This is a genomic window from Streptomyces sp. DF42, from assembly GCF_058267695.1.
Window position 1 is genome coordinate 4,496,037 of the sequence record NZ_CM177859.1, and the last position, 22,532, is coordinate 4,518,568.

General features: G+C 70.1%; 20 protein-coding genes and 4 tRNA genes. 12 read left to right on the forward strand and 12 right to left on the reverse strand.

What is annotated here, in order from left to right; genetic code table 11:
- Positions 1-93: 93 nt before the first annotated feature.
- Both ACYUED_RS20445 and ACYUED_RS20450 read left to right on the forward strand, forming a co-directional pair.
- A tRNA-Asp gene (locus ACYUED_RS20445) sits at positions 94-168 on the forward strand.
- A gap of 712 nt (positions 169-880) precedes the next feature.
- Entirely contained in the window at positions 881-1,069 is a 189-nt protein-coding gene (locus ACYUED_RS20450; RefSeq protein WP_491293718.1) for a DUF6274 family protein, read from the forward strand.
- Between the two features lie 481 nt (positions 1,070-1,550).
- Here the strand turns inward: ACYUED_RS20450 and bldC are convergent, their stop codons facing one another.
- Both bldC and ACYUED_RS20460 read right to left on the reverse strand, forming a co-directional pair.
- On the reverse strand, positions 1,551-1,757 hold the full coding sequence (gene bldC / locus ACYUED_RS20455) for a developmental transcriptional regulator BldC (RefSeq protein ID WP_003949541.1): 207 nt from the start codon (positions 1,755-1,757) through the stop codon (positions 1,551-1,553).
- 516 nt (positions 1,758-2,273) lie between these two features.
- Entirely contained in the window at positions 2,274-3,116 is an 843-nt protein-coding gene (locus ACYUED_RS20460; RefSeq protein ID WP_491293719.1) for a DUF8083 family protein, read from the reverse strand.
- A 223-nt stretch (positions 3,117-3,339) separates the two neighbouring features.
- Between ACYUED_RS20460 and ACYUED_RS20465 the strand changes: the two genes are divergently transcribed.
- Positions 3,340-4,443, forward strand: coding sequence for a Leu/Phe/Val dehydrogenase (locus tag ACYUED_RS20465; RefSeq protein WP_491293720.1), 1,104 nt, complete (start codon positions 3,340-3,342; stop codon positions 4,441-4,443).
- A gap of 290 nt (positions 4,444-4,733) precedes the next feature.
- Positions 4,734-4,994: a DUF3073 domain-containing protein gene (locus tag ACYUED_RS20470; RefSeq protein ID WP_491293721.1), complete on the forward strand. Its 261-nt coding sequence runs from the start codon at positions 4,734-4,736 to the stop codon at positions 4,992-4,994.
- Between the two features lie 105 nt (positions 4,995-5,099).
- On the opposite strand, the gene purM is transcribed toward ACYUED_RS20470, so the two are convergent.
- The 7 genes from purM to purS all read right to left on the reverse strand — a co-directional run bounded on the left by purM (position 5,100) and on the right by purS (position 12,821).
- The gene (purM, locus tag ACYUED_RS20475; RefSeq protein WP_491293722.1) at positions 5,100-6,167 is read right to left on the reverse strand and encodes a phosphoribosylformylglycinamidine cyclo-ligase; all 1,068 of its coding nucleotides are present in this window, start codon (positions 6,165-6,167) and stop codon (positions 5,100-5,102) included.
- Positions 6,168-6,209: 42 nt separating this feature from the next.
- Positions 6,210-7,739: an amidophosphoribosyltransferase gene (gene purF / locus ACYUED_RS20480; protein ID WP_491293723.1), complete on the reverse strand. Its 1,530-nt coding sequence runs from the start codon at positions 7,737-7,739 to the stop codon at positions 6,210-6,212.
- A gap of 61 nt (positions 7,740-7,800) precedes the next feature.
- Complete coding sequence (locus ACYUED_RS20485; protein ID WP_491293724.1) at positions 7,801-8,604, reverse strand: META domain-containing protein; 804 nt, start codon at positions 8,602-8,604, stop codon at positions 7,801-7,803.
- Between the two features lie 50 nt (positions 8,605-8,654).
- Positions 8,655-9,452, reverse strand: coding sequence for a maleylpyruvate isomerase family mycothiol-dependent enzyme (locus ACYUED_RS20490; RefSeq protein WP_491293725.1), 798 nt, complete (start codon positions 9,450-9,452; stop codon positions 8,655-8,657).
- A 149-nt stretch (positions 9,453-9,601) separates the two neighbouring features.
- Entirely contained in the window at positions 9,602-11,860 is a 2,259-nt protein-coding gene (gene purL / locus ACYUED_RS20495; RefSeq protein ID WP_491293726.1) for a phosphoribosylformylglycinamidine synthase subunit PurL, read from the reverse strand.
- Complete coding sequence (gene purQ / locus ACYUED_RS20500) at positions 11,857-12,561, reverse strand: phosphoribosylformylglycinamidine synthase subunit PurQ (RefSeq protein ID WP_491293727.1); 705 nt, start codon at positions 12,559-12,561, stop codon at positions 11,857-11,859. Before purQ ends, purL begins: the two co-directional genes overlap by 4 nt.
- Complete coding sequence (purS, locus tag ACYUED_RS20505; RefSeq protein WP_015659417.1) at positions 12,558-12,821, reverse strand: phosphoribosylformylglycinamidine synthase subunit PurS; 264 nt, start codon at positions 12,819-12,821, stop codon at positions 12,558-12,560. Before purS ends, purQ begins: the two co-directional genes overlap by 4 nt.
- A gap of 377 nt (positions 12,822-13,198) precedes the next feature.
- Between purS and ACYUED_RS20510 the strand changes: the two genes are divergently transcribed.
- The 8 genes from ACYUED_RS20510 to ACYUED_RS20545 all read left to right on the forward strand — a co-directional run bounded on the left by ACYUED_RS20510 (position 13,199) and on the right by ACYUED_RS20545 (position 17,692).
- Entirely contained in the window at positions 13,199-13,516 is a 318-nt protein-coding gene (locus tag ACYUED_RS20510) for a histone-like nucleoid-structuring protein Lsr2 (RefSeq protein ID WP_099929933.1), read from the forward strand.
- Between the two features lie 124 nt (positions 13,517-13,640).
- Positions 13,641-13,712, forward strand: a tRNA-Gly gene (locus ACYUED_RS20515).
- A gap of 81 nt (positions 13,713-13,793) precedes the next feature.
- Positions 13,794-13,866, forward strand: a tRNA-Gly gene (locus tag ACYUED_RS20520).
- Between the two features lie 127 nt (positions 13,867-13,993).
- Positions 13,994-14,968 carry an ABC transporter ATP-binding protein gene (locus ACYUED_RS20525; RefSeq protein WP_491293728.1) on the forward strand — a complete coding sequence of 325 codons (975 nt, stop codon included), beginning with the start codon at positions 13,994-13,996 and terminating at the stop codon, positions 14,966-14,968.
- Positions 14,965-15,750 (forward strand): ABC transporter permease, encoded by a 786-nt coding sequence (locus tag ACYUED_RS20530; RefSeq protein ID WP_491293729.1) that lies wholly within the window; start codon positions 14,965-14,967, stop codon positions 15,748-15,750. Before ACYUED_RS20525 ends, ACYUED_RS20530 begins: the two co-directional genes overlap by 4 nt.
- A 20-nt stretch (positions 15,751-15,770) precedes the next feature.
- The gene (locus tag ACYUED_RS20535; protein WP_491293730.1) at positions 15,771-16,985 is read left to right on the forward strand and encodes a sensor histidine kinase; all 1,215 of its coding nucleotides are present in this window, start codon (positions 15,771-15,773) and stop codon (positions 16,983-16,985) included.
- Positions 16,982-17,596, forward strand: coding sequence for a response regulator (locus tag ACYUED_RS20540; protein WP_491293731.1), 615 nt, complete (start codon positions 16,982-16,984; stop codon positions 17,594-17,596). Before ACYUED_RS20535 ends, ACYUED_RS20540 begins: the two co-directional genes overlap by 4 nt.
- Before the next feature lie 23 nt (positions 17,597-17,619).
- Positions 17,620-17,692 (forward strand) — tRNA-Gly (locus ACYUED_RS20545).
- A 68-nt stretch (positions 17,693-17,760) separates the two neighbouring features.
- On the opposite strand, the gene ACYUED_RS20550 is transcribed toward ACYUED_RS20545, so the two are convergent.
- From ACYUED_RS20550 to ACYUED_RS20560, 3 genes are all read right to left on the reverse strand, one after another.
- On the reverse strand, positions 17,761-18,660 hold the full coding sequence (locus ACYUED_RS20550) for a phosphoribosylaminoimidazolesuccinocarboxamide synthase (RefSeq protein ID WP_491293732.1): 900 nt from the start codon (positions 18,658-18,660) through the stop codon (positions 17,761-17,763).
- Between the two features lie 161 nt (positions 18,661-18,821).
- A complete protein-coding gene (locus tag ACYUED_RS20555) occupies positions 18,822-20,324 on the reverse strand; it encodes a N,N-dimethylformamidase beta subunit family domain-containing protein (protein WP_491293733.1) in 1,503 nt (500 codons plus the stop codon).
- Positions 20,325-20,501: 177 nt separating this feature from the next.
- Positions 20,502-22,442, reverse strand: coding sequence for a M48 family metalloprotease (locus ACYUED_RS20560; protein ID WP_491294343.1), 1,941 nt, complete (start codon positions 22,440-22,442; stop codon positions 20,502-20,504).
- Positions 22,443-22,532: the final 90 nt, after the last annotated feature.

Sequence of the window (22,532 nt, forward strand, 5' to 3'; positions counted from 1 at the left end):
CACCCGCGCACACGGGGTGAGTTCGACCAGCGGGCGCACCCTCCTGTACAGTCTCTTCTCGCAGCGCAACGCACGAATCGCACTGCGAAACCTGGTCCTGTGGAGCAGTTTGGAGTGCTCGCCACCCTGTCAAGGTGGAGGCCGCGGGTTCAAATCCCGTCAGGACCGCAGTAGAAGGACGAAGGCCCGCATCCCGGCAAGGGACCGCGGGCCTTTCACATGCCACAGCACCCGCCGTGCCCCAGCGGAGGCCGCGCCCGCGGCGAAGCCGCCATCGGGTACAGCAAATCCCGTCAGGACCGCAGTAGAAGGACGAAGGCCCGCATCCCGGCAAGGGACCGCGGGCCTTTCACATGCCACAGCACCCGCCGTGCCCCAGCGGAGGCCGCGCCCGCGGCGAAGCCGCCATCGGGTACAGCAAATCCCGTCAGGACCGCAGTAGAAGGACGAAGGCCCGCATCCCGGCAAGGGACCGCGGGCCTTTCACATGCCATGGGCCTTCCGCATGCCACCTCTTCATCTTTCGGGGCCGGTCCGCTTCTCCCAGCCCGTCCGGCGCTTGAGGACGAGGCCGTTCAGGCCGACGCACGGCTCCAGGGGCGGCGACAGCCCCAGGAGACGGCCAACTCAGCGTGCGGCGGCAGAGCACCGCGCATCTCCCCGCCCGTCCGGCGCCTGAGGACGAAGCCGTTCAAGCCGACGCACGGCCCCAGGGACGGCGACAGCCCCAGGAGACGGCCAACTCAGCGTGCGGCGGTAAAAAGGGGCGGCGCGGCAGGCACACGCGTCCCGCGGACCACCACGCCGTCTTGACGCCGTCACTTTCCGTCGGTACCCAGAAGGCAGGGCCCGTTCCCCGTGCGGCCCACGGAGGTGGCGAATGGCGGCATCGGTCAGGCACGAGACACGGGCCTTGCTCCGTGCGCATCTGTCGGCCGCTTCGTCGTACGGCCACCTGACCCGCCACTGCCCGATCTGCCACCACCTGCTGCGGCTGGCGATGGACTCACCGAAGGGCGCCGACGCACCGGACGACGCCGTGGAGGACGAAAGTCCCGCCGGCGCATGACCCCTAGGGCTCCCAACACCCGGCTCACCGTGGGCGCCTGGAGCGCGTACCTCCACTAGCGCACGTGCACCAAGCGCAACAAGGACCCTGGCATGTGACGGGTGTCACCGCATGAGTTTCTGAAACCGCGGTACTTACACCCCACCTACAACTGGTCAATTTTATATGTGCAATTGCACCCTCAGTGAGGCTCCTCGCGGGCACACCGCACAGAGGCCCCCCAGGAGATCCGACAGCCCTCCCCAGACTCCGACAGGGCCACTCACGGGGTCGCCGGCCAGGCATGCGATGCACACAAAAAAGATCGCGCTGGACCCGGCGGAGTCCAGCGCGATCGACGACGCACCCTGTTACTTGCTTGAAAAGCTCTGAAGAGCGTGGGCGTGGAGCCTGTTGGGGCAGACCCCGCGTCGCTTGGAGCTAGGGTTCGGGCGCCACGGCACGTTGGGGGACCTGCCGATTTGCCCTGTTATGCAGTTGTTCAGGCCTCGCTGCGCTGCTGGGGGATGCCCGCGAGCAGCGCACGGACCTCCGCCTCGCGGTAGCGGCGGTGCCCGCCGAGCGTACGGATCGAAGTAAGCTTGCCGGCCTTCGCCCACCGCGTGACCGTCTTGGGGTCGACGCGGAACATCGTGGCGACCTCAGCCGGGGTCAGCAGCGGCTCGGCATCAGGGGTGCGAGCGGTCATGAGCGGCCTCCTCGGGAGAACCGATCGTTCTCGGTTCTTTCCTCTAAATTCTGCACCTTGACCCGCGTTGCCCGAAATGGCGGACGCGAGTCGAGTCGGTTATAGGACGAACGGCTTGTCCTCGGCACTACAACTACACCATCTGTCCAGCCTCGTCGGCCAAACCGATGGAATTGCCCCTCCAGGTGTTCATCAGCCACGGAAGCCGATGAACCTTGCCATAACGGACAGTCACGCCCCTGTGACGATCAGTCACAGGACACTCAGGAGCCACGAGACCCCCCAAAGCGTGCAATACAGAGGGAGCCCTCCCCGGACTCCTTGTCCTATTTTGGCATGAGGAGGGGCAAGAGGCGCAAGAGCCGCGTAAGTGCGGTCCATCACGCTTGGCCGGGGTTGAGCATTGCTTGAGGCGATCGCCCGGATCGTGACCTACGTCCCAAGTCGGGGAAACCTCAGTCACCTCAGGCACCTCGGTGCGAGGACAAAACCCCAAAACGGGCGTCACGTCAAACGTCAGTTCGCCGAGCGCCGGTCCCTGACCGACCGCCAGCGCTCCACAAGCCGCGCGTACGCCTCCCCCGCGGCCGCCCCGTCGCCGTGCCGCAGCGCCTCGATGCCCTCGGCCACGTCCGCCGCCGAGTGGTCGTCCTCCAGCTCGCCGGCCGGCAGGGTGTGCACCAGGCCGCCGTAGTCCAACTCCACCAGCGAGCGCGGATGGAACTCCTCCAGCCAGCGCCCCACATCCACCAGACCGTCGATCAGCGGCCCCTCGTCGATGCCGTCCTTCAGCGCCCGCAGCGCCCGCGCCACGCGCCGCCGCGCCTGCACCATCGGCGTCTGGTAGCGCAGCACCGGGGGGACCTCACCGGAGCCCTTGTCGAAGCGCCGCTCCTCGTCCGACACCAGCACGAACCAGTGCAGCGGCACCTGCCAGGCCGCCGTGCGGATCCAGGGGCGGGCGTCCGGGTTGCGGACCAGCCAGCGCTCGTAGTCCTGGGTCGCCTGGCGTCGTACGACCTCCGGCAGTACGGCGTCCAGGACCGGCTTCGGCAGCTCCTCCGGCAGCTCCTGAAGGGCCTGCCACCCCCGCAGCCGGGTCCGCCAGGGACACACGCACACCACCCCGTCGACCTCCAGCACGAAGGCGTCGCTGCTCTCGTGCACCGGCACCGGGATGGGCGGGGTGGGCACCAAGTCGGCCAGCGAGCGCCTGAGTTCGTCCTGGTACGAGGGGCGGTCCGCGCGCCGGGCGTAACGCGCCCAGTGGCTGCGCTCCGGTTCGGGGAAGGCGGCCAGTGGTTCGTACACGCGCAGATACGTCGCGTACGGGACGATCACCGAGGACACCTTGGGCACGCCTGCTCCCTCCCCCGCCCATCACCGGGAAAACCTGCGGAACCCGCTCACAAACGGGCGGGAAATCTATGCAAATCGTCGCACGGACGCCATCCCGTGGTAGGTGATCCTGAGCACTGCGCGGATGGCGGGGCTCCCAGGCTCTAATCTCGTCCCCACAGCCCCCGCCACCCACACGGGAGCTGGCCTCCAACCGCCGCTACTTACTTCAGGAGTCACCACCGTGACCGACGTAACCGGCGCACCTGCTGATGTACTGCACACCCTGTTCCATTCGGACCAGGGCGGACATGAGCAGGTCGTGCTCTGCCAGGACCGCGCCAGCGGCCTCAAGGCCGTGATCGCCCTCCACAACACCGCTCTGGGCCCCGCCCTCGGCGGTACGCGCTTCTACCCGTACGCGAGCGAGGCCGAGGCCGTCGCCGACGCGCTGAACCTGGCGCGCGGGATGTCGTACAAGAACGCCATGGCCGGTCTCGACCACGGCGGCGGCAAGGCCGTGATCATCGGCGACCCGGAGCGGGACAAGACCGAGGAGCTGCTGCTGGCCTACGGCCGGTTCGTGGCCTCCCTCGGCGGGCGGTACGTCACCGCGTGCGACGTCGGCACCTACGTCGCCGACATGGACGTCGTGGCCCGCGAGTGCCGCTGGACCACGGGCCGCTCGCCCGAGAACGGCGGCGCGGGCGACTCCTCCGTCCTCACCGCCTTCGGCGTCTACCAGGGCATGCGGGCCAGCGCACAGCACCTGTGGGGCGACCCGTCGCTGCGCGGCCGCAAGGTCGGCATCGCGGGCGTCGGCAAGGTCGGTCACCACCTGGTCGAGCACCTGCGGAGCGAGGGCGCCGAGGTCCTCGTCACGGATGTGCGCGAGGAGGCCGTCGGACGGATCCTCGCGGCACACCCGACGGGCGTACGCGCGGTCGCCGACACCGCGACCCTGATCCGCGCCGAGGGCCTCGACATCTACGCCCCCTGCGCGCTCGGCGGGGCCCTGAACGACGACACCGTGCCCGCACTGACCGCGAGGATCGTCTGCGGGGCCGCCAACAACCAGCTCGCCCACCCGGGCGTCGAGAAGGACCTCGCCGACCGCGGGATCCTCTACGCGCCGGACTACGTGGTGAACGCCGGCGGTGTCATCCAGGTCGCCGACGAGCTGCACGGCTTCGACTTCGACCGGTGCAGGGCGAAGGCCGCGAAGATCTTCGACACCACGCTCGCCATATTCGCTCGTGCGAAGACGGATGGGATTCCGCCGGCCGCGGCGGCCGACCGGATCGCCGAGCAGCGGATGCACGAGGCGGCCACGGGGCGCAGTCTCTGACCTTCAGGAGGTTTGGCCGGTACCCGTCGGCGCACACTTAGAGAGAACTCTCACGTTCGTCGGCGGGTCGCCTGCCGAGAAGTGGTTAAAATCGCGGTTGACCAGCGGGGACGGCGCGCCCCGAGGGTCCTGGACTCGGGCCCGTCCTGCGGGCGACGTACCGTATGGGCGCGGGCTCAGGTACCGTGGAAGCCCTACGGACCGGTCTCTCTGCGGAGGGCCCGTTCCAGATCATGAACGCGTGTCAAGACTCTGGGGCCGCCGGGCCCCGTATCCGAGGGGGTCGAGCCATGGGGCGCGGCCGGGCAAAGGCCAAGCAGACGAAGGTCGCCCGCCAGCTGAAGTACAGCAGCGGCGGGACTGACCTGTCGCGTCTGGCCAATGAGCTGGGCGCATCGACTTCGAGCCAGCCGCCGAATGGCGAGCCGTTCGAGGACGACGACGACGAGGAAGACGACCCGTACGCCCAGTACGCGGATCTCTATAACGACGACGATGAGGACGAGGACGAGGAGTCCGGTCCCGCGTCGCAACATCGTCGCGGCGCTTGACGCATTCAGTAGTGCTTGACCCGGTCCGGGGTGGTCCACACCACCGGACCGGGTTTTGTGCTGCCGTCGCGTCCGTCGGCGGATCCGTGTCCGCCGTCGGATCCGTCAGGCGCTGTAGTCGCCGACGAGTGCCGCGCCCGTCTCGTGGTCGCCGCGGTCCGTGATCTCTCCGGCCACCCAGGCCTCGACCCCGCGGTCGGCCAGCGTCGCCAGGGCCACGTCAGCCGACTCCTCGGGGACGATGGCGATCATGCCGACGCCCATGTTGAGGGTCTTCTCCAGCTCCAGGCGCTCGACCGAGCCGGTCCTGCCGACGAGGTCGAACACGGGGCCCGGGGTCCAGGTGGAGCGGTCGACGATCGCGTGCAGGCCGTCGGGGATCACACGCGCCAGGTTCGCGGCCAGGCCGCCACCCGTCACGTGCGAGAAGGCGTGCACGTCCGTCGTGCGGGTCAGAGCCAGGCAGTCCAGCGAGTAGATCTTCGTCGGCTCCAGCAGCTCCTCGCCGAGGGTGCGGCCGAACTCCTCGATCCGTGCGTCGAGCGACAGTCCCGCCTGGTTCAGCAGGACGTGCCGGACGAGTGAGTACCCGTTCGAGTGAAGCCCGGAGGCCGCCATGGCGATCACCGCGTCACCCGTACGGATGCGATCGGGGCCCAGCAGCCGGTCGGCCTCCACGACGCCCGTACCGGCGCCTGCGACGTCGAAGTCGTCCGGGCCGAGCAGCCCGGGGTGTTCGGCCGTCTCGCCGCCCACGAGGGCGCAGCCGGCCAGCACACAGCCCTCCGCGATGCCCTTGACGATCGCGGCGACCCGCTCGGGGTGGACCTTGCCGACGCAGATGTAGTCGGTCATGAACAGCGGCTCGGCGCCGCACACCACGATGTCGTCCATGACCATGGCGACCAGGTCGTGGCCGATGGTGTCGTACACACCCAGCCGGCGCGCGATGTCGACCTTCGTGCCGACGCCGTCCGTGGCGGAGGCGAGCAGCGGGCGCTCGTAGCGCTTGAGGGCGGAGGCGTCGAAGAGGCCGGCGAATCCGCCGAGGCCGCCGAGGACCTCGGGGCGCTGCGTCTTCTTCACCCACTCCTTCATCAGCTCTACGGCGCGGTCGCCCGCTTCGATGTCGACGCCCGCGGCTGCGTAGCTGGCACCAGTTGTCTCAGACATGACGGTGAGAACTTTCGTGTCGTACTGCAGGTATGACGGGCTTTACGGGCGACGGATCGCGTCGGCCGCCGCCGTGGCTGCCGGACCGGCGGCCAGCTCGGTCTCCAGAAGCTGCTTGCCGAGCAGCTCGGGGTCCGGGAGCTCCATCGGGTACTCGCCGTCGAAGCAGGCGCGGCACAGGTTCGGCTTGGCGATGGTGGTCGCCTCGATCATGCCGTCGATGGAGATGTACGCCAGGGAGTCGGCGCCGAGCGAGGTGCCGATCTCGTCGATCGTCATGCCGTTGGCGATGAGCTCGGCGCGGGTGGCGAAGTCGATGCCGAAGAAGCAGGGCCACTTCACGGGGGGCGAGGAGATCCGGATGTGGACCTCCGCCGCGCCCGCCTCGCGGAGCATGCGGACCAGGGCGCGCTGGGTGTTGCCGCGCACGATCGAGTCGTCGACGACGACCAGTCGCCTGCCCTTGATGACTTCCTTCAGCGGGTTCAGCTTCAGGCGGATGCCGAGCTGGCGAATGGTCTGTGAGGGCTGGATGAACGTACGGCCGACATAGGCGTTCTTGACCAGGCCCGCGCCGAAGGGGATGCCGGACGCCTCCGCGTAGCCGATGGCGGCCGGGGTGCCGGACTCCGGGGTCGCTATGACGAGGTCGGCGTCGACCGGGGCTTCCTTGGCGAGCTTGCGGCCCATCTCCACGCGGGAGAGGTAGACGTTCCGGCCGGCGATGTCGGTGTCGGGGCGGGCCAGGTACACGTACTCGAAGACACAGCCCTTGGGCTTCGCATCCGCGAATCGAGAGGTGCGCAGGCCGTTCTCGTCGATGGCCACGAACTCGCCCGGCTCGATCTCGCGGACGTAGCTGGCGCCGCAGATGTCGAGGGCGGCGGACTCGGAGGCGACGACCCAGCCGCGCTCCAGGCGGCCGAGGACCAGCGGGCGGACGCCCTGCGGGTCGCGGGCGGCGTACAGGGTGTGCTCGTCCATGAAGACGAGCGAGAAGGCGCCCCTGACCTGCGGAAGGACCGTGTGTGCGGCCTCCTCGATGGTCAGCGGCTTGCCGTCGGCGTCGACCTGGGCCGCGAGCAGCGCGGTGAGCAGGTCGGTGTCGTTGGTGGCCGCGACCCGCGGGGTGCGGCCGCCCTCCTGCTTGGGCAGGTCGGCGACCATCTCGGCGAGCTGCGCCGTGTTGACCAGGTTGCCGTTGTGGCCGAGCGCGATGGAGCCGTGCGCGGTGGCACGGAACGTCGGCTGGGCGTTCTCCCACACGGAGGCGCCGGTGGTCGAGTAGCGGGCGTGACCGACCGCGATGTGACCGGTGAGCGAACCGAGCGAGGTCTCGTCGAAGACCTGGGACACGAGGCCCATGTCCTTGAAGACGAGGATCTGGGAGCCGTTGCTGACCGCGATTCCCGCGGATTCCTGGCCCCGATGCTGGAGGGCGTAGAGCCCGAAGTAAGTGAGCTTGGCGACCTCTTCGCCCGGAGCCCAGACACCGAAGACGCCGCAAGCGTCCTGGGGGCCCTTCTCGTCGGGGAGCAGATCATGATTGAGTCGACCGTCACCACGTGGCACGGCACCGAGTGTAGGCGAGATCGACCACTGGTCCGAATTGGGGACAGCTGCCGCTCTTGGATCACCGTCCGGCGACCGCTTCGGCGCTTTCTCCGTTTTTGCTGGTCAGCGTGAGGTTCCGATGATCCAACTCGTAGCTCACCGTGTGCCTGAAGAGGCGCAGGAGGCTCTTCTCCGTCTGCATGAGTGAGGTGTCGCACATCATTCGGGTGGTGGTCGGGGCGCCCAGGGTGATATGTCCGTCGCGCACCGTGGCCTTCGCGGTCATGTGATTGCAGCCCAGCTTGCCGGTGACCTTGCCGGGCTTCTCCTCGAACGTGAGGTACGCGGACGCCTTCTGCTTCTGCGGCAGGCTCGTCGCGGAGCCGTCGGCACCCAGTGCCGTGATGGTCCACTTCGTCCCGAACAGAGGCGCGTCCTTCTCCTTGGTGAGGCGGATGCGGTCGCCGTCGTGGGTGGTGAGGGTCAGCGCGTCGCCCTTGGCCTCGACCGTGAGCGAGCGGTCGGTGAGGGTGCGGGCGAGGGCCCGCTCGAAGGTCATCCGCCGCGGCTCGCAGGCCATCAGGGTCTGGCGGGCGTCGGTCAGCTCGACGCGGTGGTCCGTGAAGTCGGCCTTGGCGCTGAAGTGGTTGCAGCCGTAGCTGCCCTCGGCTGTTCCGTCGCCGGTGATCCGGATGGCGGCGTCGGCGGGAGCGTGCCGGGTGGTGCCGTCCGTGGTGACGCTGTCGACCTGCCAGTGGACGCCCGACATCCCGGACGCCACGGAGGCGGTGCGTGTCTCGGAGACGCTGCCCGTTTCGCTTCCGCACGCCATGCCGAGCGGAAGAACGGTCAGGACGGCGAGGGTGAGTCGCATGTTGTCCATGCCGATGGGACGGGAGGGACGCGGGGCCGGTTCCGCGCCGCGGGAACGGCTCACCCCATCAGCGGCAGCAGCCCGCTCAGGTCCGCCCGCTCGCCACTGGCGCTGACCTGGGCGTTCTCGACCGCCTCCGGCCAGGTCACTCGCCCGGTCGCGAGCCGGATCCAGGTCAGCGGGTCCGTCTCGACGACGTTCGCAGGGGTGCCGCGGGTGTGCCGGGGGCCCTCGACGCACTGCACCACGGCGTACGGCGGGATCCGCACCTCCGTCGAGCCGCCGGGGGCCTTCGCGGCCAGCGCGTCGGCGAGGAGCCGGGTGCAGGCGGCGAGGGCCTGACGGTCGTACGGCACGTCGAGACCCGGCACCGCGGCGTTCAGGTCGTCGGTGTGGACGATCAGTTCGACGGTGCGGGTGACCAGGTAGTCGGCGAGCGTCATCGCGCCGGTGCGGGCGGCCAGGACGCGAGGCTCGGGGGCGGTGGCGAGGGAGGCGGTGAATCGCTCGCCGGTGCGGGCGAAGAGGGCGTCGAGGTCGGGATGGGCCTCGGCGAAGTCCCGGGTGCGGTCGGCGATGGCGCCGGCGCGGGGGGCGGTGGCGAACGGCCACTCGGTGAGCGTGAGCTCCGGCTTGGGCGGCTCCTCGCGGTCAAGGCCCCGGCTGACGCTCTCCACGGCCATGGCCAGATGCGCGGCCAGGTCCCGGACCGTCCACTCGCCGAGCCGGGTGGATCGGGCCAGCTGCTCGGGGGTCAGGGAGGCCACGGCCTCCCGTACGTGCGTGAACTGGGTGAGGATCGCCGCCCGGGTCTTGGCCGGGTCGTAGGCACGGGCGCGCTTCTTGGCCGGAGACATGCGGGGAGCCTAGGGCCTGTCCGCGCCCCGCCGGTCACTACGGGAGCCGACGAAGGAACCAGTGACCGCAGGAGGACACAGCGAAGGCCCCGCCGGCTGTGAACCGACGGGGCCCTCACCGTCGTACGACTGCTTGGTCGTACGGCTGCTTACTTGAGCAGTGCCGGGATGGTCTCCTCGTGCGCCGTGCGCAGCTCCTCCAGGGACAGCTCGAACTCGCCCTGGAGCTCGACCGTCTCGCCGTCGACGACACCGATGCGGGTGACGGGCAGGCCCCGTGCACCGCACATGTCGTTGAAGCGGACCTCCTCGGAGCGCGGCACGGCGACGACCGCACGCCCCGCCGACTCGGAGAAGAGGAGGGTGAAGGCGTCGAGCCCGTCCGGTACGACCAGACGCGCGCCCTTGCCTCCGAGCAGCGCCGACTCCACGACCGCCTGGATCAGACCGCCGTCGGACAGGTCGTGCGCGGAGTCGATCATGCCGTCGCGGGAGGCGGAGATCAGGATCTCGGCGAGCAGGCGCTCGCGCTCCAGGTCGACCTTCGGCGGCAGACCGCCCAGGTGGTCGTGCACGACCTGCGACCAGGCCGAGCCGCCGAACTCCTCGCGGGTGTCGCCGAGGAGGTAGAGCAGCTGCCCCTCCTCCTGGAAGGCGACCGGCGTGCGGCGCGCGACGTCGTCGATGACGCCCAGGACCGCGACCACGGGGGTCGGGTGGATGGCGACCTCGCCCGTCTGGTTGTAGAGCGAGACGTTGCCGCCGGTCACCGGGGTGCCGAGCTGCTGGCAGGCGTCGGCGAGTCCACGGATGGCCTCCGCGAACTGCCACATCACGGCCGGGTCCTCGGGCGAACCGAAGTTCAGGCAGTCGGAGACGGCGAGCGGTTTGGCGCCGGTGGTGGCGACGTTGCGGTACGCCTCCGAGAGCGCCAGCTGCGCGCCCGCGTAGGGGTCCAACTTCGCGTAGCGGCCGTTGCCGTCGGTCGCGATGGCGACGCCGAGGCCGGTCTCCTCGTCGATGCGGATCATGCCGGAGTCCTCGGGCTGGGCGAGGACGGTGTTGCCCTGCACGAAGTGGTCGTACTGCGAGGTGATCCACTTCTTGGAGGCCTGGTTGGGAGAGGCCACCAGCTTCAGGACCTGGTCCTTCAGCTCCGCCGGACTCGCGGGCCGCGCGAGCTTGCCCGCGTCGTCGGCCTGGAGGGCGTCCTGCCAGGACGGGCGGGCGTACGGGCGCTCGTAGACCGGGCCGTCGTGCGCGACCGTGCGCGGGTCGACGTCGACGATCTTGCCGCCGTGCCAGTAGATCTCCAGGCGGTCGCCGTCCGTCACCTCACCGATGACGGTCGCGATGACATCCCACTTGTCGCAGATCTCCAGGAACCGGTCGACCTTCTCCGGCTCCACGACCGCGCACATGCGTTCCTGCGACTCGCTCATGAGGATTTCCTCGGGCGAGAGGGTCGAGTCGCGCAGGGGTACGTCGTCCAGCGTCACGCGCATGCCACCGGAGCCGTTCGAGGCCAGCTCGGAGGTGGCGCAGGAGAGACCGGCCGCGCCGAGGTCCTGGATGCCGACGACCAGCTTCTCCCGGAAGGCCTCCAGGGTGCACTCGATGAGCAGCTTCTCCTGGAAGGGGTCGCCGACCTGGACGGCGGGGCGCTTCGACGGCTTGGCGTCGTCGAAGGTCTCGGACGCCAGGATGGACGCGCCGCCGATGCCGTCACCGCCCGTACGAGCCCCGTACAGGATGACTTTGTTGCCCGCGCCGGATGCCTTCGCGAGGTGGATGTCCTCGTGCCGCATCACGCCGATCGCGCCGGCGTTGACCAGCGGGTTTCCCTGGTAGCAGGCGTCGAAGACGACCTCGCCGCCGATGTTCGGCAGGCCCAGGCAGTTGCCGTAGCCGCCGATGCCGGCGACGACACCGGGCAGGACGCGCTTGGTGTCGGGGTGGTCGGCCGCACCGAACCGCAGCGGGTCCACGACCGCGACCGGGCGGGCGCCCATGGCGATGATGTCGCGGACGATGCCGCCGACACCGGTCGCCGCACCCTGGTAGGGCTCGACGTACGACGGGTGGTTGTGCGACTCGACCTTGAAGGTGACCGCGTAGCCCTGGCCGACGTCGACGACACCGGCGTTCTCGCCGATACCGACGAGGAGCGCGTCGCTCTGCGGGGCCTTCTCGCCGAACTGGCGCAGGTGCACCTTGGACGACTTGTACGAGCAGTGCTCGGACCACATGACGGAGTACATGGCCAGCTCGGCACCGGTGGGCCGGCGGCCGAGGATCTCCACGACCCGCTCGTACTCGTCCTTCTTCAGGCCGAGTTCGGCCCAGGGCAGCTCGACGTCGGGGGTCGCGGCCGCGTGCTCGACCGTGTCCAGAGGCGTCCGGCTCATACGTTGACCAGCTTCTTGAGGATCGAGGTGAAGAAGGGGAGGCCGTCGGTGCGGCCCGACCCGATGAGCGGCTCGACGGCGTGCTCCGGGTGCGGCATGAGGCCTACGACGTTGCCGGCCTCGTTGGTGATGCCGGCGATGTCGTTGAGCGACCCGTTCGGGTTGCCGCGTTCATCAGCGACTCCGTCGCGGGCGACGTACCGGAAGGCGACGTGGCCCTCCGCCTCCAGTTTGTCCAGCGTGTACTGGTCGGCGACGTACCGGCCGTCCATGTTCTTCAGCGGGATGAAGATCTCCTGGCCCTCGCTGTAGTCGCTGGTCCAGGACGTGGAGGCGTTCTCCACCCGCAGCTTCTGGTCGCGGCAGATGAAGTGGAGGTGGTCGTTGCCGAGCATCCCGCCGGGAAGCAGGTGGGCCTCGGTGAGGACCTGGAAGCCGTTGCAGATACCGAGGACCGGAAGGCCTGCCTTCGCCTGCTCGATGACCGTCTCCATCACCGGCGAGAAGCGGGAGATGGCGCCGGCCCGCAGATAGTCGCCGTAGGAGAAACCGCCGGGGAGGACGACCGCGTCGACCTGGTGGAGGTTCTTGTCCTTGTGCCAGAGGGCGACCGGCTCGGCGCCCGCGAGACGGATCGCACGCTGCGTGTCCCGGTCGTCGAGACTTCCGGGGAAAGTGACGACGCCAATACGAGCGGTCACTTCGCGGCCTCCGCGACTTCCTCGACCTTGACGGTGAAGTCCTCGATCACGGTGTTGGCGAGGAAGGATTCCGCAAGATCGTGGATGCGGGCGAGAGCGGCCTCGTCGACCGGTCCGTCAACTTCCAGTTCGAAACGCTTTCCCTGACGTACGTCGGAGATGCCTTCGAAACCCAGACGCGGCAGTGCGCGCTGCACCGCCTGGCCCTGGGGGTCGAGGATCTCCGGCTTGAGCATGACGTCGACTACGACGCGTGCCACTGGCACTCCCGGTGGTGTGGTGCTGAGCAGGTTCCTGCGGGTGTCTCCGACAGGTGCCTTCAGACTACCCGTACAAAATTTCTACGCGAGTAGAGTTGTAGGAAAGTACATGACGGCCGTCACGATCGTGTATCGGACGGGTGCCTTCACGAAAAGTTCAGGGAAAGATCCCGGATCGATGCCCTGGAGGTATTGCGCGCGAGACACGCGGGCAGATTTAGTCGGGCTTCACATTGCAATGCCGGGCACTGTACAAATGAATTGTCATTAGCCGATACTTTGCCCATTAACTGGCGGACAGTCGGCATCTCCGCGACGTCGTGGCACGTCATCCACGTCTCCGTCGATTGAGGTGTCGCACGAAGGGACCGATATTCGTGGCGCAGAAGGTCGTAGTCACTCTCTTTGACGACATCGACGGCTCGGAAGCGGCGGAAACGATCGCCTTCGGACTCGACGGCAAGTCGTACGAGATCGACCTGAACCAAGCCAATGCCAAGAAACTGCGTAAGGCGCTCGCGCCGTACGTGGAGGCCGGCCGCAAGCGGTCGAAGTCCGGCAGGACCTACCGGCAGACAGAGGTCGCCCCCGACCCGGCGGCCGTCCGCGCCTGGGCCCAGGCCAACAAGATGGACGTCCCGGCCCGCGGCCGGATCCCGAAGAAGGTTTACGAGGCGTTCAGCGCGGCGCAGTAGCCGCCGGCCGACGACCGGTCACTCGCCCCTCGGAGGAACCAACTTGCGCTGCACCCCTCAGGGTCGGCTAGAGTCTGGAGCACGCCGCGGGGCGAGGCCGGAAGGCCCAGCTCACGGAGTACATGCGGGTGTAGTTCAGTAGTAGAACATCCCCCTTCCAGGGGGAAGGCGCAGTGTGCAATTCCTGTCACCCGCTCTGCACCGCCGGTCCGGACCACTGTGGTGGATCAGGTAGGCTGGTGCTCGCGCCGATCGGTGGGAGCCGGTCGGAGGCAATGCGGACGTAGCTCAGTTGGTAGAGCGCAACCTTGCCAAGGTTGAGGTCGCGAGTTCGAGCCTCGTCGTCCGCTCAGGAGTAAGACCCCGATCCTCTGGATCGGGGTCTTTTTCATGTGCCGACTCCCTTCTGACATTTGTCATACGGAGCGATGACATCGCGCACTGCTGCCGGATCCCGGTCGGCGGGACGCTGAAGCCATGGACACCAACGAACACGAGCACGTGATCGAGGTCGCTGACCTGCGGCGTGTGTACGGGGGCGGGTTCGAGGCCGTACGCGGAATCACCTTTTCCGTGGCTCCCGGCGAGATCTTCGCGCTGCTCGGCACCAACGGCGCGGGCAAGACATCCACGGTCGAGTTGCTGGAGGGGCTCGCACGGCCGGCCGGGGGGCGGGTGCGGGTGCTCGGGCACGATCCCTACGAGGAGCGGGGCGCCGTACGGCCTCGTACCGGAGTCATGCTGCAGGAGGGCGGGTTTCCGTCCGAGCTGACCGTCGCCGAGACCGCGCGGATGTGGGCCGGGTGTGTGAGCGGGGCGCGGCCCGAGGCGGAGGTGCTGGAACTGGTCGGGCTCGGACGGCGGGCCGGGGTGCGGGTGAAGCAACTGTCCGGGGGTGAGCGGCGGCGCCTGGACCTGGCGCTCGCGCTGCTCGGCGAGCCCGAGGTGCTGTTCCTGGACGAGCCCACGACCGGGCTGGACGCCGAAGGGCGCCGGGACACCTGGGAGTTGGTGCGGGCGCTGCGCGACGCGGGGACGACCGTGCTGCTGACGACGCACTACCTGGAGGAGGCGGAGGCACTCGCCGACCGGCTGGCGATCCTGCACGAGGGGCGCATCGCGTCGACCGGGACGCCGGGCGAGGTGACAACCGCACAGCCCTCTCGGATCTCCTTCCGGCTGCCCGACGGCTACTTCCTCGGGGACCTGCCGCCGCTCGGTGAGATGGGGGTGTGCGGGCACGAGGTGGCCGGCGATCTCGTACGGCTGCGGACACATGAGTTGCAGCGGGCCACCACCGGGCTGTTGGTGTGGGCCGAGCGGGCCCGGGTGGAGCTGCGGGCGCTCGATGTGCGGTCCGCCTCGCTGGAGGAGGCGTTCTTGGGGATCGCCCGGACGGGGGTCCCCCCGGTCGAGCAAAGCCGAGAGCAGGGGAGGGAGGTGGCGGCATGAGCGCCCTTGCTCTCACCCACGCCCCGGCCGTGCGCCGGCTGCGCGCCCTCGCCCGGGCCGAGCTCACCCTGCTCGCCCGCAACCGGAGCGCGGTGGCCACGGCGCTGCTCGTGCCGCTCGCGGTGCCCTTCAGCGTGAGGCCCGCGGTCGACCAGATGGACCTCAAGGGCCAGGGACTCAACATCGGCACGGTGATGCTGACCGCCGCGATCGGCTTCTCCTTCCTGTTCTCCGTGTACACGGCCCTGGTGAGCGCCTTCGTCGCCCGCCGCGAGGAGCTCGTCCTGAAGCGGCTGCGGACCGGGGAACTCGGCGACCACGAGATCCTCGTCGGCACCGCTCTGCCCGCCGTCTGCGTCGGCCTCGCCCAGTCCCTGGTGCTGGCCGCCGGCTGTGTGCTGCTCATCGACGCCGGGGCGCCCCGGGCGCCGTATCTCACCGTGCTGGGCATCCTGTCGGGCCTGACGCTGTGCGCCGCGCTCGCCGCGCTCACCGCCACCTTCACCAGGACCGTGGAGAGCGCCCAGTTCACGGCGCTGCCGCTGGTGCTCGTGTCGATGATGGGCTCGGGCATCGCGATCCCCGCCGGGATCCTGCCGGATCGGCTCGCCTCCGTCTGCGAACTCCTTCCGCTCTCTGGCGCCGTACGGCTGGTCGGCGGCGGATGGACCGGGCGGCTGAGCGCGTACGAGGCGCTGGGCGCCCTGGCGACCGCCCTGGCCTGGACAGTGCTCGCGGTGTTTGCTGTACGGCGGTGGTTCCGGTGGGAACCGCGGCGTTGACGGACGGAGGGCTCGGGGGGATGCGGCGGACACGCGGCTGGTGGCGGCGCAAGAGCACGCCGGCGAAGGTCGAGACCTACACGCGGTGGTCGTTCCACTTCTTCGGCGTGACCGAGATCCTGGCGATCGGGCTGCCGGCCGTCGGCACACTGGGGACCGGGCTCGGCGGAGCGCTGCTGGGCCTGGTGGCGGTGCACGCCGTGGCGTGCATGGCGACGGTGTCCCGGGCACTGGACTGGACCCGCGGGCGCCGCCCACAGCCCGTGCGGCTGCTGTGGACGCTCGGCGTCCTGACCGCCGTGATCGCCGTGACAGCGGTGCGGATCGCGCAGCACGGACCGAAGGGCGACGGCGTCGACGCCACGGCGGGCGGTGCGTTCGGGGTCGTTCTGGTCGTCGCGGTCGGTGTCATCTCGCTCGGCGTGCGTGACCGGCGGCGGGTGTGCGCGATCGTGTGCGGCTTCTCGATCGGCGCGGGAGCCGTCTCGTTCCCGCTGGGCACCCCCGGCCCCGCCGCCGTGCTCACCATGCTGGGCGTGCTCCTCGGCGCCGGGTTCCTGGCCTTCACCGCGATCTTCTCGGTCTGGCTGCTGAACGCCGTCTACGAACTCGACGAGGCCCGCGAGACCCGCGCCCGGCTCGCCGTCGCCGAGGAGCGGCTGCGGTTCGGGCGGGATCTGCACGATGTGATGGGGCGCAACCTCGCCGTCGTCGCGCTCAAGAGCGAGCTCGCCGTCCAGCTGGCGCGCCGCGGGCGGCCCGAGGCCGTGGACCAGATGATCGAGGTGCAGCGGATCGCGCAGGAGTCGCAGCGGGAGGTACGGGATGTCGTACGGGGATATCGGGAGGCCGATCTCGGGGTCGAACTGGCCGGTGCACAGGGCGTGTTGACCGCCGCCGGGATCGACTGCGAGGTGACGGGGGAGACGGCCGGGCTGCCCGGTGAGGTGCAGTCGGCGCTCGGCTGGGTGGTCCGCGAGGCGACGACGAACGTGCTGCGGCACGGGGACGCCGGACGGTGTGGGGTGGCTCTGCTGGTGACGGAGAAACGCGTGGTGCTGACGGTGGAGAACGACGGGGCCGGCCCGCCCACGACGAAGGGCGGCTCCGGACTGGCCGGACTGCGGGAGCGGTTGTCGGCGGTGGGCGGCACCCTGGAGGCGGGGCCGGCCGGCGAAGACGTGTTCCGGGTCGTGGCCGAGGTGCCGCTGACCGTGAGCGAGATCCCCGCATGACCGCTGCCGTACGACTGCTGCTCGCCGACGACGAGCACCTCATCCGGGGCGCGCTCGCCGCGCTGCTCGGGCTGGAGGACGATCTCGTGGTCGTGGCCGAGGCGGCGTCCGGACCCGAGGCGCTGGCGATGGCCCGGGCGCACGAACCGGATGTCGCCGTGCTCGATCTCCAGATGCCGGGCGCCGACGGTGTGAGGGTCGCCACATCCCTGCGGGCCGAACTGCCCGGCTGCCAGGTACTGATCGTCACCAGTCACGGACGGCCCGGGCATCTGAAGCGGGCGCTTGCGGCGGGTGTGCGCGGGTTCGTCCCGAAGACGGTGAGCGCGCAGCGACTCGCGGAGATCATCCGTACGGTGCATGCCGGAAACCGTTACGTCGATCCCGAGTTGGCCGCCGACGCGATCGCCTCCGGCGACTCCCCGCTGACCGTGCGGGAGGCCGAGGTGCTGGAACTCGCCGCCGACGGCGCGCCCGTGGCGGAGATCGCCGAACGGGCCGCGCTGTCGCAGGGGACCGTTCGCAACTACCTGTCGTCGGCGGCCTCGAAGCTCGGGGCGGAGAACCGGCACACGGCGGTGCGGCTCGCACGGGAGCGGGGTTGGGTATAGTTGCTCTCGCGCCACGGCGCAGTGCGGACGTAGCTCAGTTGGTAGAGCGCAACCTTGCCAAGGTTGAGGTCGCGAGTTCGAACCTCGTCGTCCGCTCCCGATGAAAGCCCCCGGCTCCGGCCGGGGGCTTTCGCGTTGCCCCCGGTTTCCCGGGGGCTCTCGGCTTACGCCCAGCTCATGCCCGTCAGCCGCTCGTACGCCTCGACGTACTTCGCGCGGGTCGCGTCCACGACCTCCTGCGGCAGCGGCGGCGGGGGCTGCTCGCTCTTCCTGTCCCAGCCGGAGGCCGGCGAGGTCAGCCAGTCGCGCACGAACTGCTTGTCGTACGACGGCTGCGCGTGCCCCGGCTCCCACTCGTCCGCCGGCCAGAAGCGGGAGGAGTCCGGGGTGAGCACCTCGTCCGCGATGACCAGCTTCTCGCCCTCGAAGCCGAACTCGAACTTCGTGTCCGCGAGGATGATCCCGCGGTCGCGGGCGATGTCGCGGGCGCGGGAGTAGACGGCGAGGGTCGCCTGGCGGAGCTGGGCGGCGGTGTCCGCGCCGACCTGGCGGGCGACCTCCTCGTAGGAGACGTTCTCGTCGTGCTCGCCGACCGCGGCCTTGGTGGCCGGGGTGAAGATCGGCGCCGGGAGTTCGCTGCCGTCGGACAGGCCCTCGGGGAGGGCGAGGCCGCAGACGGTGCGGGACTCGTTGTACTCCAGCAGGCCGGAGCCGGTGAGGTAGCCGCGGGCCACGCACTCGACCGGGACCATCTGGAGCGACTTGCAGACGGTGGTGCGGCCCGCCCAGTCGGCGGGGGCGCCCGGGGGCAGCTCGGTGCTCAGGACGTGGTGGGGGACCAGGTCGGCGAGCTGGTCGAACCACCACAGGGACAGCTGCGTGAGGACCCGGCCCTTGTCGGGGATCTCAGTCGGCAGCACCCAGTCGTACGCGGACAGGCGGTCACTGGCGACCATCACGAGGTCACCGGCCTCGTTCTGGTACAGCTCGCGCACCTTGCCGGTGTGCAGGTGCACCAGGCCCGGAACCTGAATCGGCTCGGGCTTTTCTACGAATCCGGACACGGTTCCTCCCCGTGGTTGAACGAAAGGGGCGCCCGCAGGGGTCGAGCAGGGTGGTGGCAGGGACGGGCGGGCGGGCCAATGGCTCGATTCTCCCGTATGCCGGGGGTCGCCCTGGGAGTGGGGTGGGCTCGACAGAGGCGGTGACGCGGGCATACGTGAGCTCAGTCACGTTTACAGATGCGGTCCAGCAGGTTTGCCGTGGCGCGCTGGACGCGTGCGTCGACATGGCCCGGACGGTCCAGGGACGGGGTCCAGGCGAACGTCCCGGACGCGAAGACCAGGGCGCCGGAGGGGGCCCGGTACAGGGACGTCTCCTGGTGGCGGAGGACGCCCTCGGCGTCGGTGTACGGGGAGTGGGCGAGCAGGATGCGGTCCTCGTGCTCGGGCAGCGGGGTGCGCGGGAAGTAGCGGTCGGCCTCGCCCGCGACCATGCCCTCGATCTCGTCGCCGTCGTGCGCGCCGGTCGCCTCCCACAGCCAGTGATCGGCGTTTCGGACGATCAGGGGGCGGGGTTCGGGGACCCGGCCCGCGTACTGGATGCCGACCAACTGCTGCTCGGGGCGGTCGACTTCGCGCCACAGCACCGGTTTGCCCGGTCCCCTGCGCTTGCGGCAGGTGAGGAGGCGGTCCGGGACGCCGGAGGGGGACGGGCCCAACTCCACCTGCCAGTACATGGTGTTGGCGGAGAGGAAGACGAGGGACGTGCCCTGCTCGCGGGCGAGTTCGACGGTACGGCGCATGTTGGACGACCAGTACTCGTCGTGCCCCGGGAAGACCAGGCCGCGGTAGCGGGTGGGGTCGACACGGCCTGCGTGCAGGTCGCGGGCGTCGGCGTAGGCGATGTCGTAGCCGTAGCGCTCGGCCCAGCGGATGAAGTCGTAGGCGTGGCCGACGTGGAGGGGGAGGCCGGCGCCGGCGTACGGCCGGTCGAAGGAGACCGTGGTCGCCGCGTCGGACTCGCCCAGCAGGCGGCCCTGCTCGTCCCAGGCGTGGTAGAGGCTCGCGCCCGTGCGGCCGTCCTCCGGGTAGAGGTTGTAGGCCTGCCAGGTCACGTCGGGCAGAAGCAGGAGCAGATCCGCCGGATGGTTGTCGCGGACCGTGAAGGGGATGTGGGAGCGGTAGCCGTCGGCCGTGGTGAGGACGGCGACATACGCTCCGATGCTCCAGTACGACGGGATCTGCAGCCGCCAGGACAGCCACCAGTGATGGCACGAGACCGCACGGTCCGCGGCGAGCGGCGGGGGCTGGACGATGCCGGAGAGACGGGGGCTGGTGGTGATCTTGGCTGCGCCGTCACCGCCGTAGTGGCCGATGCGGTAGATGTCGACGCTGAATTCCTGGGGCGGGTCGACCGTGACGTGGAAGTCGACGGGCTCGCCGGGGGCTACCGCGCCGGTGGAGATGAAGCCCTTGATCTGACGGCGGACGTCGTCGGCGGAGCGGGGGTCCCCGGCGGAACGCGGGGCCGGGATGCGGGGGGTGTCCGTGGGGTCGCCCGCGGGCGACTGCTGGGGTGCGTCCACATACCAGGGGACGACCTGGCCGGTGTCGTCGAAGTAGGTCTCGCTGCCGCGGAGCCAGGGGACGGGGCCCTGGCCGAAGGGGTCGGTCACGGCGTGCGCCAGCGCTCCGGACTCCCAGCGGCGGATCCGCTCCGATCCCATGGTCGCTCCCCTCCCTCGATCCCCCGTGGTCGCGTGCTGCCTGCCTGTGCCGGCGCTCGGCGTGTGCCGCAAGCCCTTGCCATGTGCCCGATCGGTCCCAGCACATCACATTGCGCACTCATGTGGTCACTATTCGTTGCGAATTGGCCGAAAGTGGAATGCGGGGTTCCGCTCGCGTCAGACCAGCCGGACGGGCTTCTCGGGGCGTATGCCGGTTTCGAGCAGCCAGGTCCGGAGGGGGGCCGGGTCGCCGTCTTCCACGAGGCTGAGGACCCGGGGGGTCAGATCTGTGGCCCGTTCGCCGTTGATGAGGAGGGACGGGCCGTCCAGCCAGTCGAGGCCGGGGGTTGCGCCTGCGGTGTCCATGGCGGCGCAGCAGACCATCGCGGTGACGTGGTCGGTCAGCAACTCGCGTGCTGTGCGGGGAGGTTGGAGCGGGAAGAGGGGGAGCGTGCCGTCGTCCCAGAGGGGGGTGTCGGGGGTGGCCCCCGCAGCGGCGGCGGCCTTCGCCGTGGTGGTGGCCGTGGCGGCTGCTGTGGCTTCCTCGCGGGCCAGTTCGGCGGTGAGGCCCGCGGCGAGGCCGGCTGTGCGTTCGTTTTCGGGCTCGGAGTCAAGGTCGGGGTCGACATCGGGGTCGGGGTCGACATCGAGGTCGGCGTCGGCGTCACCGTCGGGAGGGAGGTCGGCGTCGAGAGTGGGATCCGGACCGGCTTCTTCGTCGGGTGCGGGTGGTTCCTGTGGGAGGGGCTCGGCGTCGACGGCTGCGGGAGCGGTCGAGGCAGCGGGGGCGGGCGAGGGCCGCTGAGAGGCTGTGGGCTCCGGGGTGGGCCAGGCCGCCGGGTGCGGGGGAGTCGCGAGGTGGTCGAGGATTCGGGAGAGGGTCGGCCCCTCCGGGGTGGGGGTGGTGGGGCCCGGGGTGCGGTGTATGCCCAGGGTGTCCAGGACCTTGTGGAGGCGGGCCGCGTCCGTGCGCCATTTGCGGTCCACCACCTCGTCCGGGTATTCCCCCCAATGCACCGGGGACCAGTCCGGGCCGGGCTCCGCGGGGCCACCGTGGAAGAGGCGGGCGGCGAGGAGCGAGACCGCCTCGTCCACCGTCCCGGGCTCTTCGAGCAGGTCGCAGGCGGGGCGCTCACCCAGGCGGGAGGCGAAGCCCTCGGCCAGGCGGTCGCGGCGGGAGAGTTCGGTGAGCGCCGCCACGACGCCCGCGTCCAGCCGGGAGGGCCACCGGCCCATCCGCCAGGCGGGCAGTGCGACGCGGGTCAGGAGGCGGTCCCAGCCGGCGTATGCCAGGCCGACCTGTTCCTGGGCGACGATCCTGAGGCCGTAGTCCACAGCCTGTGCACGCTCGGAGGCCGCTGCCGCGACCCCTCGCTCCATCTGGGTCGCATGCTCCCGACAGTTGCGCAGCAGCAGCCGGGCCACCCAGCCGATGCCCGCGCACATCGAACGGGTCAGAGGGCAGCGGGCGGGCGTCGAGGCGACGGCCACCGCGGCGTCCAGGCCACGCACGAAGCGGCGGGCCGCGGCTATGTCCGGGTGTGCCGAGGGCCCCGTACCGGCGATGACCGGGGCGAGAACCGCGCGTAGTTCGCCGACGCGCATCCACCACAGGAAGGGGGAGCCGATGACGAGGACCGGTGCGGCGGCGGTGCGCCGGTGGGCGCCTCGCACACCCGCTATCTCGTCCCGGTCGGAAGGCGGGGGCGGGCCGTGGGCCGGGTGGGTGCGGTCCTCCAGCCAGCTGTCGCAGTCCGGGGTGAGCGCTATCGCGGAGGGGGCGGGGACGTCGAGGCGGTCGGCGAGGTCGCGCACCATTCGGTACAGGTCCGGGGCGGACTCCTCGGCGATCGGGACCGTCGGGCTCACGGCGGGGCGGGCTCGGGCGACGACCAGGGTGATGGCGCCTGCGGCGAGCAGGACGAGGACGGCGACCGGGGTCACGGCCCAGCGGACCGCGTGCCAGAACGACCCCACGAGATGGCCGGTGGAACCGCCGGCCATCAACACCACGGCGACGGCCGCGGGGAGCAGAGCCACGGCCAACGCCCTGCTGCGGATGCGCAGCACCGCAAGGGCCCTCGAACGCGCTGCCTGCGCGCCCACTTCCACACCCATACCCGTACCGGTCACGACCGGACCTCACCCCCTCCCCTGCTGTCCTGGCTGTCTGCCTGTCCTGGTGTTGCTCACTCCCCCACTGTGGCA